Source organism: Dinghuibacter silviterrae (assembly GCF_004366355.1).
Taxonomy (GTDB): Bacteria; Bacteroidota; Bacteroidia; order Chitinophagales; family Chitinophagaceae; genus Dinghuibacter; species Dinghuibacter silviterrae.
Window position 1 is genome coordinate 3,894,559 of the sequence record NZ_SODV01000001.1, and the last position, 13,269, is coordinate 3,907,827.

The window sequence follows — 13,269 nt, forward strand, 5'->3', positions numbered from 1 at the left end:
CAAGATGAAACGCATTTTTCTGTTGCTTGCTGTCGTTTGTTTTGGCTGTGGGAAAAATTTTTTAAACCGCAACCCGACCGACGCGTTGTCCTCCGCCAACTTCTGGAAAACCCAGGCCGACGCCGACCAGGGCCTCACCGCCGTCTACAGCTACCTCATCCAGGGATACAACTACACCAGTTCCACCAACACCGGCCAGGGATGGGGCTCCGGCACCCCTTATTGGGAAAGCCTTACCGACAACGCCTTTAGCGGCGCCTTTGGCACCGTCGCCACCGGCGACATCGAAGCCACCACCGGCTCGATCCAGTCCGATGCCTACAATACCCCCTATAAAGCCATCGAAGCCTGTAATATTTTTCTGGCCAACGTCACCAACATCCCCCTCGACACCGGCACCATGAACCGATACATCGGTGAGGTCCGTTTTATCCGCGGATACTACTATTTCCTGCTTGCCCAGCTCTATGGCGACGTCGTCCTCACGCTCCGCCCGCTCGGGAAGGACTCCGCCAGCTATAAACTCACCCGCACGCCGCGGGCCGTCGTGATCGACACGGTCATGGCTGACTTTACCTTTGCCGCTATACACCTCCCCAATACCCCTTATTCCGGTCATGTCGTCCGGGGCACCGCACTGGGTTATATCACCAAAGTCTATCTTGCCCTTGGTCAGTTCGCCAATGCCGCGGCCACCGCGGCCACCATCATCAGCGAAGGCCAGTTCAGCCTCTACACCGGCGGCTACCGCGGGCTCTTTCTAAAACCCGGTCAGAACGGCAACCCCGAAATCATGTTCTCCGGCCGTTACCAGGTCCCCAGCGCCTACAGTCCCGCTGACTATTTATACACCTACAGCTCCAGCTTCCAGCCCGTACACTACCTCGTCGACGACTACTACTGCATCGACGGCAAACCCATCACTACGTCTCCCCTATACAACCCCGCCACCCCCTACGCCAACCGCGATCCCCGCCTCCTCGCCACCATCCTCGTGCCCGGCGTACTCTACAAAGGCGGTATCCCCTTCAGCCCCGCCGCCATCGGCGCCTCCGCCGGCTTCCTCAACAAAAAAGGCGTCGACTCCACCCGCGCCACCGTCATCGGCACCCAAAGCGACCAGGACTGGGTCTACCTCCGCTACGCCGACGTGTTGCTGATGTACGCGGAAGCCCAGAACGAGGCTGCCGGTCCGGACCCCACCGTCTACAATGCCGTCAATTTGGTCCGCGCGCGGCCCAGCGTCGGCATGCCCCCGCTGCCCGTGGGGTTGACACAGGATTCCATGCGGGTGTTGATCCGGCACGAACGCCGCATCGAGCTTGCCCTCGAAGGGCAGCGGTATTTCGACCTTAAACGGTGGCGGCTCGACCGCGTTGTTATGCCGACGGTGAAAGACCCCAGCGGGGCTATGCGTACCTTTCCCCTGCGGGATACGCTTTGGCCGGTGCCGCAATCGGAGATGGATCTGGCGAAGACGTATGGGAATACGGGATTTGTGCAGACGCCGGGGTATGATTAATTTTTTGCCGATGTGATTTTTTATACCTTTGCAGGAGTCCTTCGCAACTTTCCAGTCAAATTTCTACCACTAGTCAAACGTGTTGGCCGCCTACGGTTTTTGCGTGCGGCGGATGGGACTTTTATTGCGGTGAAAATTTGGCTATGGAGCAGAAGAATCGGCGGCAGAATGATATTTTATGGAAGGGGATGCTCGAAAGGGTCTTCGATGATTTACTTCGGTTTGTGTTCCCCCACGCGGATCGTGTTTTTGATTTGGGGCGTGGTTTTGATTTCCTTGACAAGGAATTGGGGGCGATGAACCCCATGCCGGGCAGGAAGTCGGATACGAGGTTCGTGGACAAGCTAGTGAAGGTTTTCTTGCGGGACGGCAGCGAGGAATGGATCCTTTGTCACGTCGAGGTTCAGGGAACGAATGACAAGGATTTTGCAAAAAGAATGTTTACATATTACGCACGGATTTTCGACCGGTATGACAGGCCGCTGACGGCGATAGCTATTTTTACCGGGAAAGACGGGAAGAAACTGCCAAGCATGTACATAAGGAAGTATGTGGGGGCGGAGCTGACGTATAAGTATAATACGCTTTGTATCCTGGATTATGAGGACCGTAGTTTGGCGGCAAAAAGGAATCCTTTTGCACTGGTCATGTTGGCGGCAAAAAAAGCGCTTTTGAAAGGAAAGAACCTGGACGAAATTTTGTTGAAGGAAAAGCTGGCAATTGCTAAATTGTTGAAAAAGAGAGGGTATAGCGACGCGAAGACAAACGGCATATTGTCGTTTTTAAATAACTATGTACAGTTTGAGAAATCGGAAACAAGTCGTATTTTCGAGGACGAAATTGATCACATTTACGGTAAAACCCATTCTATGGACATCATTGAGCAAGTGAAGCAAATGAGGATTGACAAGGCTAAAGAGGAGGCCCGGACCGAAAAGGAAACGGAAGTGGTCAGGAATCTTATCGTGGCTACTCATTTTACTGATAGCAAGATTGCCGACCTCGCCGGTGTATCCGAAGCCTTTGTAAGGAAAATGCGGCGAGCTACAAAGTAGATCTGAATCCGAGAGGGTTCCTGCTGCCTGCTGTTGATGATATTGGACCGCCCTAAGAGGCGGTTTTTCTTTTGTGGTACCAATACACCAGTGCAGACACCGGGGTATGATTAGGGATTCGTCCGCATAATGGAATCGGCGATCCTCATGGCCTGCTGCGTCGAGGTATCGGTATCCGGGTCATCCATTTTGTTTGACCACAACTCCATACCGGGACGCCCATGACCGGGCGGCACGGCCTTTTGGGGCTCCAGGATCGTGGAATCTCCCCATACACTAGCCCGTCTAAAATAGGTAGCATCGTCTTTGGTCGTGTAGAAGAAGCCGAATACATACATCGGCCCCCACTTGGCGAAGCGGGAGGTGTATAACCGGAAATAATCGACCTCGGTTAAGGTAAAACCGTCGCGACTGTCCAACTCATTCTCCAGCGCTTCCAGGCCTTGTCTAAAGGCAGAGTCGGGTATTTCGGTTTGTTGGTTCGCGACGTCCTCCACAAACCGACGGTTGGGAATGGGCCGGGGGAAATACGTCGTTGTTAAGGATTGATAGACGATGATCGCGGGGATTATGGCGATGAGTGAACTTGTCCACCAGCCCGGCGACCACCAATATGCCAAGGTTGACTACGAAGACGATGCCTACGAGTTTTTGCATATGTTCTAAATGTACACCATTTGCCTATCTTGGGGGCAAATATGTCCTCATGCTGGTGAACCATATTGCCTTAGTCAGCCTTTCCAAAAACATTACTCCTGCCGAACTGGCGCAAGCCTCTGCGGCCCTGCAAAAACAAGTGCTGCGCGACCTTGGCCCGATCTGGGGCATTTCCGCCTCGGTCGATAGTTTCCCCGACCTTAAAAGCGTGCCGCTGGGGTACTGGCCCATCATCATCACCGAAAACATGAAGGACCCCAGCTCGGAAGGATACCATAACGACCACCATAACCAGCCTTATGCCCTGGTCAAGGCGGACAACAGCTGGCAGATGACGTGCAGCCACGAGATGTGCGAGATGCTGGTGGATCCTTATGGCAATAGGCTGGAGGCGGCAGGCAGCCTGGATCCCAAACAAGGGAAGGTGCACTACCTCGTGGAGGTCTGCGATCCGTGCGAGGACGCTTCTTACGCGTACAGCATCAACGGGATATTGGTGTGCGATTTTTATACGCCCAACTTTTTCGATCCGCAGGTGGCGCCCGGGGTCCGGTACAGCTTTACCGGGGCGATTACCAAGCCCTGCGAGGTCCTCAAAAACGGCTACCTGAGCTGGCAGGACCCTGTCTCCCGGGGATGGTACCAGCAGACCCGTTTTAACGATGCACCCCTGATCAAACCACTGGCGGGGATGATGAACAGCGGGCAAAGCCTTCGCAGCCAGGTCGACCGCCTCACACGGAACCCCAACCAGCAAAAGGCCTACACCGTCGCCGCCCGGAAATATAAAAACATCCAAAAGGGGGTGGAAGAAGCCTCGTTGTACCATTCCGAGACCTGGAGACGGGTCATCAGCAAATACGTCACGCCCGGGAGCAACCTGACCGAGGGGCCTATCCAAAGTCCCGCGGAGGTGCGGGTCACGTTTAGCGGGGGGAGCTCCGCCGAAGACTTTGTTCATATCGCCCTTAAGGATGACCAGGGGCGCGTGGTGTCTACGGGTACGATCGACCGGGTTCATCCGGGGCCGGTGCACTTCGACAACGCGCCCGCGGGGTATGAGATCGCGACGACGGGGTTTTCCAAGGGGAAGGCGACGATCGTGATTAGCGGGGCCAAACAAGAAGGGAAGTTTGGGCCAGGGTTTTTTAACCCGTCGTTTTATTGTTGAGGGGGACCGCCTATAACGAAGGTAGGACGTCTCGTAAGGAAAAGGGGACCGGTTCATTGAAAGCCACCCGGAGCTCTTCCGACCAGTCCACGATAGTGGTCGGATCGCCTCCCGCCCGCAAGCCTCTTTCCACCACTTTGACTGTAATAGAAGTGGGGATCATCTCCAGGTCTTTGGCCGCAAAGGGGACGAGGCTTCCGTCTTTTCCGGCCCTGCCATAATTGGCCGTGGCGGCATAGGACAGGACCTTGTTCGCCCGCATCATCTTTTCAGCCTCGGATTCGGGGGTCCGGAGACCTCCCTGGTTGAACCCGCTTGCGATGGGGGTCAGGTTTTCGTCATTGTCCTTTCCCCCGGCGCCTTTTGTCACCAGGTGTCCTGCGACGAATGCGTTATGGCCGGTCAGTCCATACTGCTTCGTCAGGTAAATCGATGCACTCATCGTATGGGCGTCCCTTCCCTTGGCAGCCCCTATCTTGCCCGTTACAATCGTGTTGTTTGTACCCAGCGTGTGGGTGCCGCCCTGGGCGTCTGTTTTGGTGACGGTGGCGCCCGGTGTTTCGAGCATATCCACGGGCCGTCTAAACTCTACGCCTAACACTTTTCTAAACTGGTCGATGGCCGCCTGCATTTTGTCCTTTTCGGCGGCTTCCAGGTTCCTTTTGTTGGGTAGCGCCTTTTGCCCCGCGATACGCTGTCCTTCTGCATTGGCATCCAAAAAAGCCCCGGTCGCCGCGGATAATTCCGCAATGGCCTCCCGGGGCAAGGGCTCCACCTTGCTTTTCTTGACGATCGCTTCGGCGGCTTCCAATACCGCAGCCTTCAACTCTTTGTACTTTAACTGGCCCCGTAACCCGGTGTTGAGGGCGGCCTGCATCTCCACCACCGATGTATACGCCGGGGCAGGGGCAGGCGACACAAGTACGGAGGAAGACGAAGACGTTGTCGTCGTGGCATCCGTGGTCCGTCCGAAGCTCGAAAGATCCATGCTGCTAAACAATGCTTCATCTTCGGCACTTATTGCATAGGCTTCCTGTTTACTTTCTTTTGGTTCTTTTTTTACAGAGGAGGTGGATGAGGTTGAGGATGAGAATGTTGTTAGGGAAGGTGAGGAGGAGGATGACGGAGCGGGAGCGGTAACGCGGGCAGACATAAATTGCGCATACGCTTCATCGAAGGGCATAGGAACCTCCTCAATGGCATCGTAGCCCGCGACCAGTTCGTCGAAGAATTCATTTTGAAGGTCCTGGTCCGGCGGGTGAGCCATCGAATCGAAAAACTCGGTAATCAAACCGCGGAGCCGGTCGGTATCATCCTCGTCCAATACGCGTTGTGCTACCGGCGGGCGGGAAACCGCAGGCATCGCTTTGGCGGCCCCGGCACTTACCCGGTTGGCTGCGGCGATGGAAGGTACACGGGTCTGATGGGCAACATTTTTCTGCACCCTGTTAAAATATAAAAAAACTATTCCGTCCGCAAACTTTTAACAGGATTCCTTAAAGCCACGCGCAGCGCCTGATAACTCACGGTCCCGAGCGCGATGACGACGGCGGCGAGACCGGCAAGCAAAAAAATCCACGCACTGATGCCGATCCGGTAGGCAAACCCCTGGAGCCAGCGGTGCATCATGTACCACGCGATGGGGGAGGCCACCGCGAGGGCAACCAGGACGAGCCCCACGAATTCGCGGTTGAGCAGGAGCATGATGTCTGTAACCCGGGCCCCGAGGATTTTGCGGATGCCGATTTCCTTGGTGCGTTTTTCGGCGGTGAACAGCGAAAGGCCGAAAAGACCGATACAGGAAATGAGGATGGCCACGCCCATGGCGGTGTTCATAAGCCAGCCCGTTTTTTGATCTTCTTCGTAGAGGCGGGCGAGGGCATCGTCGTAGAATTGGTAGGCAAAAGTTTGGTCGGGATAGACTTCTTTCCAGGCCGTCCCGATGCGGCTGAGCAGGGCCTGCACAGCACCGGGGCCCATTCCTTTCGTGGCGAGCTTGAGGACGAGGGTGCGCTCCCTGTCGACCCGGTGCAACAGGCACATGGGGAGGATAGGGTCGTGCATCGACCGCTCGTGGAAGTCGGCCACGACGCCGACAACGGGGTAGGGCCGGCCGTTCCAGTACAACATCCGCCCAAGGGCGTCAAATGGTTTGGTCACCCCCAGGACCCGCGCCAGGGTCTCGTTGATGACAAACTCCCGGGTGCTGTCGGAGGGGAGCAGGTTCCGGCCGGCAAGCAGCCGTACCTGGTACAAGGGGATAAAACCGGTATCGGCGGCTATTTGGGCGACACCGGTTTCCAGCACGTCCTGGCGGGTAAACCGCAAACGCATACCCCGGCCGTTGCTTTCCAACGGGGGCGTCCATTGCACGGCAAGCCGGCTGATGCCGGGCATTCCCCGTAAACGCTCCGCCAGCACGCCGATCTTGGACAGGCTGTCGGCCCCGGGTGTACCGATGGTCACGACGGCATCGGAGGCAAAGCCCAGGTCTTTTTCGCGCGCGTATTTGAGCTGATGTGCGATGACGATGCTGCCGATGATGAACACCAGGGAAACCGTGAATTGAAAAACGATGAGTCCCTTCCGGAGGAGCCATTTTTCGCCGCCCCGCTCCACGCCGGCGTCGCGGAGGTGGAGGGCAGGAGTATAGGAAGAGATGACCCTGGCGGGGTACAAACCCGCCAGCAGGGTCGTCCCCACACCGGCGCACAGCAGGAAGGCGAGGACCGCAGGCTGTGAGGGGTGGAAGCGGACACCACCGGGCAAAAAGTCCCGGAACACCGTCAGCACCGGGGTGACCAGGGCGACCGCGAGCAAAAGCGCCAGACCCACCATCAGGCCGGTCTCGATGAGATACCGGACCACCAGGCTGGTGCGGCTGCTGCCGAGCACTTTCCGGACGCTGACCTCCTTTGCCCTCCGGATGGACTGGGCGGTGGCCAGGTTGACAAAATTGACGACAGCCAGGAGCAGTATAAACAAGGCAATCCCCATCAATGCATACAGGGTGGTCATATCTGCGGTGCGGGTAGGGTTTTCTATCAGGTCCCGGTCATAATGGATCCGGCGCAAAGGTTCCAACTGTAGCGAAAGCCGGAGCTTGTCTGTATTATGCCGGTCCACCAGGCCCTTCAAACCGGCGTTGAGGGCCGCCGGGCCCACGTGGGGGGCGAGCTTTACAAAAGTCCAGGTGGATACGGTTCCCTGATCCCAGGTGTCCGGGAGGATGCCCGCGGCCCAAAAGGTGTTTTGCAGCGTGCCATACGAAATAAACTCCTTAAAGCCCAGGTCCGTCGGCTGGGTCCAGTCTTCGACGATACCGGTGACATGGACCGGGACGGAGTCGTCATACACCAGAGACAGGCCGATAAAACCGGAGGGGTCCAGGTTCCCGAAATACCGCCGCGCCGCACTGGACGTAAGGACCACCGAATAGGGCGCCGCCAGGGCGGTTTCCTTATCCCCTGCCAGCCAGGTATAGGGAAGGATGTCGAAATATTGACCCTCCGTAATCGCCGCGCCCTGGGCGTCGAAGTGCTGGCCACCCGCGTCCGCTTTGGCCCTGATGGGGATGATCCCTGCGGCGGTTTCGACACCCGCCAGCTCCGTCCGGGCCGAGCGCGCGACGGTTGTCGGGAGCTTGATCAGGTGTATAACGTCCCCGGTGCTTTCCCGGACGTTGCCGATGACGCGGTATACCCGGTCTCCGTCCGGGTGAAAGGTATCAAAGCTGCGTTCGTAGTGGATGACCACAAAAAGGGTGATGCATGCACAAAGTCCCAGGGCCAGGCCCAGGACGTTGATCCCGGTGTAGACCTTGCTGCGGATCAGGTTGCGGCAGGCCAGCGAGAAGTGATTGATGTATATTCGCATGATGGATGTATCCGGTTTATCTGACTACCAACTCTTCGAACTGTCCTCGAACCGCAAACTCGACCCCGACATACGGGCGGCGGCGGCCGGCGAACTTGAACGGCGCAACCTGACCGACGAACAACGGGGGCTATTGCTCCTGAAACGCGAGCAGCTTTTGGGGGAGAGCCAGCCGGAGTCCAACAAGCTGCTGCGGGTCATGAACTGGTTTTTGGGGCGCAGCTAGTCACTCCGCCCTCAAACTCCGCACCGGGTTGGCCAGGGCCGCCCGTAGCGCCTGCCAGGTCACCGTGGCCAGCGTGATGCTCACTGTCCCCGCGCCGGCCGCCACAAAGATCCACCAGTCGATCCCGGTATGGTAGGGGAATTGTTCCAGCCAGCGGTGCATGGCCATCCAGGAAAGCGGGATGGCAATACAGAGGGCCACGAGCACCAACCCTACAAAACTACCCGTCAGCAACCGCCACAGGGAGAAAACCGAAGCGCCCAGTACTTTGCGTACGCCGATCTCTTTGGTCCGTTGTTCGGCCACAAAACTGGCCAACCCGAACAAACCCAGGCAACTGATAAAGATCGCCAGGGACGCCAGCAATGCCGCCAGTTTTCCGATGCGTTCCTCGGTGGCAAACTTGACGGCGTATTCCTGGTCGGCAAACCGATAATCGAAGGGGGCGGAGGGGATGTATTGTTTGAACACCTTTTCAATCGCCTGCAGAGACGCAGCAGTGCTTTGCTGTGGGGAGAGGCGCATGATCATCCAGTGTGTGTCCCGGTAACCCATATTATAAATCGCCTGTTTGACGGGCTCATACGGGGATTCCATGACCATGTCCCGGGTCACACCGATCACGTGATAGTGGATAGCATCTACTCCCGTGCCCCAGGTAACGGTCATGCCTATGGGATCCCCGTGCAACCCCATAAAACGGATGGCTGCTTCGTTGAGGACGATGGCGGTGGAATCGGAGGCGAACGCCCTGGAAAAATTCCTCCCCTTCACAAACTGCCAACCCACCGTCTGGCCAAATTCGTGGGTGACGTAGAAATGAGCAAAGTCCCCCTCCACGTTCGGGTCCTTGCCCAGCCAGGAATAGCCGCCGTCATTCTGCCAGATTTCCATCAGCGGACTGGAGGATTCCGCAAATTCTGTCACTGCGCCCGTTCGTTTGAGTTCGGTTCGCATCAGGTCGAACTTGCCCTGGAAGTCCATGGTTTTCATTTCAACCATGATCAACCCCGACCGGTCATATCCCGTAGGCCGGTCTTTTGTAAAGCCGATCTGCCGGTATACGACCACCGTTCCGATGATCAGGAGTAAGGAGATGCAAAACTGTACCACCACCAGCGTCTTTCTTGGCAGGGACGCCTGGCGGACCCTGCCTTTGAGCACTTTTACCGGCTTAAAGGCCGACAGGTATAACGCCGGGTAGCTCCCCGCAATACACCCCGTCAGCAGGACAAAGGCCAGGTCCGCGGTCCAAAACCAAGGTGCCCTCCAGGGAATGGCAATATCTTTCGCCGCGATGTCGTTGAAGGCCGGCAGGCTGCTTTGTACCAGCAGGAGCGCTGCCGCAAAGGCACATCCAACCACCAAAAACGATTCTATGTAGAATTGGTAGATCAGTTGCCCCCGGGGCGACCCCACGGTTTTCCGGATGCCCACCTCCCGGGCGCGTTTTTCGGAACGGGCGGTACTGAGGTTCATGAAATTGATACACGCCAGCAAAAGAACGAAGACGCCGATCAGGCCAAACAAATAAACGGATTCGATGGCGCCGCCGGTTTGGACGCCGTTCTCCCAGTTCGAGCGCAAATGCCAGTCGCGCATGGGGTGGAGGAAAAGACGGGCGTTGTACTTTTTTTCCTCCGGAGGATCGTGTTGGTGTTTGATGTCGGCGATGGCGGCATTGGCCTCAGCCAGGCTCACCCCGTCAGCGAGTTGGACAAGGATCTGAAAGGAATTGTTGTCCCAGACGGAAGCGTTCCGTTGTAACCATGGACTGGAACCAATGAGGTCCCAGGGGGCGATAAATTGCAGGTCGCTGAAATCCGAATTCTGCGGCAGGTCGGCATATACCCCGGTAACTTTGACATCCTCTTCGTTTTGGAGCTTCATCATCCGGTTCATGGGGTCCGCATCCCCAAAAAACGCTTTTGCCACCGAGGCCGACAGCAAGATGGAATGAGGGTCCTTTAACCCATCCCTCGTTCCCCGGATCATTCGAAGCGACAACAATTCCGGCGTACCCGCGCCCATGTAATGACCAGACTCCGAGAGGACCTTGTTCCCATAAGCCACCGTCGCATCCAACGGCCAGGCAGTGATCACGATGTTTTTGAATATGCGGCCATAGTGCTCTTTCAATTCCTTGTCTAGGGGCAAGGGCAACCCCTTGTAGGTTTCGACCTTCCCGTTTTCGGTTTCGTGCTGATAGATCTGGGCAATCCGGTCATAGTGTTCGAACCCGCGGTTAAACCGGAGCTCGTCCACGATCCAAAGGGCGATCATCATGGCCGCCGCCATACCGACGGCCAGGCCGCCGATATTCACCAGGGAAGAGGTCTTATTCCGGAGAAGGGCCCGCCAGGCCGTCTTCAGATAGCTTGCAAACATATTATTCGTTCTTTAGGCTTTTGACAGGGTTGACAATGGCAGCCCGCGCGGCCTGTATACTCACGGTCGCCAGGGCAATCAGGACTGCGGCGCCGCCCGCCGCGACAAAAAACCAGGCGCTGAGTTGGATCCGGAACGCGTAGTCCCCGAGCCATCGTTGCATACAATAATAGGCGATGGGCGCGGCCAGGGCAAAGGATACGCCCACCAGCCGGAGGAACCCGCGGGACAAAAGGGCAACGATGCCCTGCACGGAAGCGCCGAGGACCTTTCTGATCCCGATCTCCTTGGTGCGTTGTTCCGCCGTAAAGGCCGCCAGGCCCCCCAGCCCGAGACAGGAAATGAAAATCGCAAGCACCGCAAACGTGTTGAACAGAAAACCCAGCCGTTGTTCCGCCTGGTATTGCGCCGACAGTTGCTGGTCGACGAAACCATAGTCGGCGTCGTAATTGGGGTTGAGCCGGGTCATGACGGCGCGCAGGTCGCCGATGCCGGCGGGTGAGGTTTGGACAACGACCATCCTTCTGAGCCAGTCGTTTTTGGGCCCGGGGTTGTATTTGAAGATTAAGGGGTCCACCGCGGACTGAACCGGTTTGAAGTTGAAATCGTGGATGACTCCGATCACCACCCCCTTATTGTCCCATACCTGCAACGGTTTGCCCACCGCCGTCCGGGCGTCCCAGCCCAGCACCCTGAGCGCGCTTTCGTTGACGATATAGTTGAGCGAATCGGTAGGGTAAGCCGTCGAAAAATTGCGCCCGCTGACCAGGTGCATGCCGAAGACATCAATGGTGGCGGTATCCACGCCCATGACCGAAAACATCGGAAGGCTGTTGGGATCTTTCCCTTCCCAATGAACCCCGGCCGTGCCCATACTCAGGTTGACGGGTATCTCGGACACCACGGTGTATTTCCCGAGACGGGGGCTGGTGTTCATTTGCGCGGCGAGCGCGTCTATATGTCGCCCCAGGTCTCCTTTAAGCCGCGCGTACAGCAGGTTTGTTTTGTTAAAACCCGGGTCGCGTTCCCGGATATACCGCAGTTGGCTATACACCACGAGGGTCCCCACCATCAGGACGATAGAAACGACGAACTGGAAAACAACCAGGCCGTTCCGAAAAAGTGTGGACGATTGCCCGGGGGTGGCTGTGCCCTTTAGCACCTTGACGGGCTTGAAACCCGACAGGAAAAGGGCAGGGTAGGAACCCGCCACCAGCGCCGTCAGCAGGAATACCCCCAGCAGTATCCAGCCGTAGGCAAAGTCTACCGACAGCGTCGTGCCCAGGGCGTCGTTAAAAAAAGGAAGGGCTACAAAAAGCAAGACGAGACCCGCCAAAAGAGACAGGAACGTGACCACGGCTGATTCTCCAAGGAATTGCGCGATCAGTTGCCAGCGCGGGGCGCCGATCACCTTGCGGACCCCGACTTCCTTTGCCCGCCGGGCCGACCGGGCCGTGGCCAGGTTCATAAAATTGATACAGGCGACCAGGAGAATGATCAAGGCCACCAAGGAAAAAATGCGCACGTACCGGATATCCCCGTGACCCGTGATGTCATAAGGATAAGTGGAATACAGGTGGATCCGGTCCACCGGTTGCAGGGCGATGTCCGCTTTAAAACTCGCGTCTGCCTCAGCGTAGATTTGATTGATCTGTCGTTGCAGCGCCGGGGCTTTTGCCGGGTCGAGCTGCACATAGGTATAGAAATTGAGGTTGTCCCAGTGATGGTTCAGGATGTCGCCGTCCGTTTTGGCGTCAAACGACATGGGTAATAAAATGTCCACCTGCAAATGGGTGTTGGAGGGCATGTCTTTGAGCACACCGGTGACCTTGAACACGTCCTTGTCCCCCATACGAATGGTCTCGCCGACAGGGTTCTTGTCTCCGAAGTATTTTTTAGCGATGTGTTCCGTGAGGAGTAAACCATCCGGCGCCACCAGGGCGGTGGCCGGATCGCCGGATACCAGCGGCAGGGAAAACATCCTCAACAGGCTGGGGTCCGCGAAAAACGCCCTTTTTTCCTCAAAATATTTGTTACCAACTGTAAAAACGGTGGATCCCCCGAAGGTGCCTTTTATGCGTGCGGTTTCGACCACCCCCGGGACCTGTGTTTTTAATGCCTCTGCCAGCGGGGCCCCTGTGAGCGGATATTCCTGGTCGAGTACGCGGGCGGTGACCCGGTAGACGTCAGGATAGCGGTCAAAGCTCAGCTCGTGACGGACCCAAAGCCAGATCAGCAGGGAACACGCCAAGCCGGTGGACAAACCCACGACATTGAGCAGGGTAAACACGCGGTGCCGGGCCAGGTTCCGGACGGCGGTTTTGAAAAGGGTGCGCAGCATACGGGGTCGGGAGCGAAAGCCATGCCGGACCTA

At 57.0% G+C, this 13,269-nt stretch carries 9 protein-coding genes; 4 read left to right on the forward strand and 5 right to left on the reverse strand.

Annotated elements, in window-relative coordinates; genetic code table 11:
* Positions 1-4: 4 nt before the first annotated feature.
* Together EDB95_RS16815 and EDB95_RS16820 are read left to right on the forward strand one after the other, a co-directional pair.
* Positions 5-1,522 (forward strand): RagB/SusD family nutrient uptake outer membrane protein, encoded by a 1,518-nt coding sequence (locus tag EDB95_RS16815; protein WP_133994959.1) that lies wholly within the window; start codon positions 5-7, stop codon positions 1,520-1,522.
* 143 nt (positions 1,523-1,665) lie between these two features.
* Positions 1,666-2,577 carry an RpnC/YadD family protein gene (locus EDB95_RS16820; protein ID WP_133994960.1) on the forward strand — a complete coding sequence of 304 codons (912 nt, stop codon included), beginning with the start codon at positions 1,666-1,668 and terminating at the stop codon, positions 2,575-2,577.
* 110 nt (positions 2,578-2,687) lie between these two features.
* Here EDB95_RS16820 and EDB95_RS16825 read toward each other — a convergent pair whose 3' ends face one another.
* A complete protein-coding gene (locus EDB95_RS16825) occupies positions 2,688-3,197 on the reverse strand; it encodes a hypothetical protein (RefSeq protein ID WP_133994961.1) in 510 nt (169 codons plus the stop codon).
* Between the two features lie 86 nt (positions 3,198-3,283).
* On the opposite strand from EDB95_RS16825, the gene EDB95_RS16830 reads away from it, so the two are divergent.
* Entirely contained in the window at positions 3,284-4,405 is a 1,122-nt protein-coding gene (locus EDB95_RS16830) for a hypothetical protein (RefSeq protein ID WP_133994962.1), read from the forward strand.
* Between the two features lie 10 nt (positions 4,406-4,415).
* On the opposite strand, the gene EDB95_RS16835 is transcribed toward EDB95_RS16830, so the two are convergent.
* Entirely contained in the window at positions 4,416-5,849 is a 1,434-nt protein-coding gene (locus tag EDB95_RS16835; RefSeq protein WP_133994963.1) for a hypothetical protein, read from the reverse strand.
* Positions 5,850-5,869: 20 nt separating this feature from the next.
* Positions 5,870-8,281, reverse strand: a complete 2,412-nt coding sequence (locus tag EDB95_RS16840) for an ABC transporter permease (protein WP_133994964.1) — start codon at positions 8,279-8,281, stop codon at positions 5,870-5,872.
* Position 8,282: 1 nt separating this feature from the next.
* On the opposite strand from EDB95_RS16840, the gene EDB95_RS16845 reads away from it, so the two are divergent.
* A complete protein-coding gene (locus tag EDB95_RS16845) occupies positions 8,283-8,507 on the forward strand; it encodes a hypothetical protein (RefSeq protein WP_162852639.1) in 225 nt (74 codons plus the stop codon).
* Here EDB95_RS16845 and EDB95_RS16850 read toward each other — a convergent pair whose 3' ends face one another.
* Positions 8,508-10,895, reverse strand: coding sequence for an ABC transporter permease (locus EDB95_RS16850; protein ID WP_133994966.1), 2,388 nt, complete (start codon positions 10,893-10,895; stop codon positions 8,508-8,510).
* Between the two features lies 1 nt (position 10,896).
* Positions 10,897-13,236 (reverse strand): ABC transporter permease, encoded by a 2,340-nt coding sequence (locus EDB95_RS16855; protein WP_133994967.1) that lies wholly within the window; start codon positions 13,234-13,236, stop codon positions 10,897-10,899.
* Between the last annotated feature and the right edge of the window lie 33 nt (positions 13,237-13,269).

Bases quoted from the DNA above. Each gene is read 5' to 3' on its own strand.
- EDB95_RS16820 (WP_133994960.1), top strand. From the start codon at position 1,666: ATGGAGCAGAAGAATCGGCGGCAGAATGATATTTTATGGAAGGGGATG.
- EDB95_RS16840 (WP_133994964.1), bottom strand. From the start codon at position 8,281: ATGCGAATATACATCAATCACTTCTCGCTGGCCTGCCGCAACCTGATC.
- EDB95_RS16830 (WP_133994962.1), top strand. From the start codon at position 3,284: ATGCTGGTGAACCATATTGCCTTAGTCAGCCTTTCCAAAAACATTACT.
- EDB95_RS16845 (WP_162852639.1), top strand. From the start codon at position 8,283: ATGGATGTATCCGGTTTATCTGACTACCAACTCTTCGAACTGTCCTCG.
- EDB95_RS16850 (WP_133994966.1), bottom strand. From the start codon at position 10,895: ATGTTTGCAAGCTATCTGAAGACGGCCTGGCGGGCCCTTCTCCGGAAT.
- EDB95_RS16855 (WP_133994967.1), bottom strand. From the start codon at position 13,236: ATGCTGCGCACCCTTTTCAAAACCGCCGTCCGGAACCTGGCCCGGCAC.
- EDB95_RS16815 (WP_133994959.1), top strand. From the start codon at position 5: ATGAAACGCATTTTTCTGTTGCTTGCTGTCGTTTGTTTTGGCTGTGGG.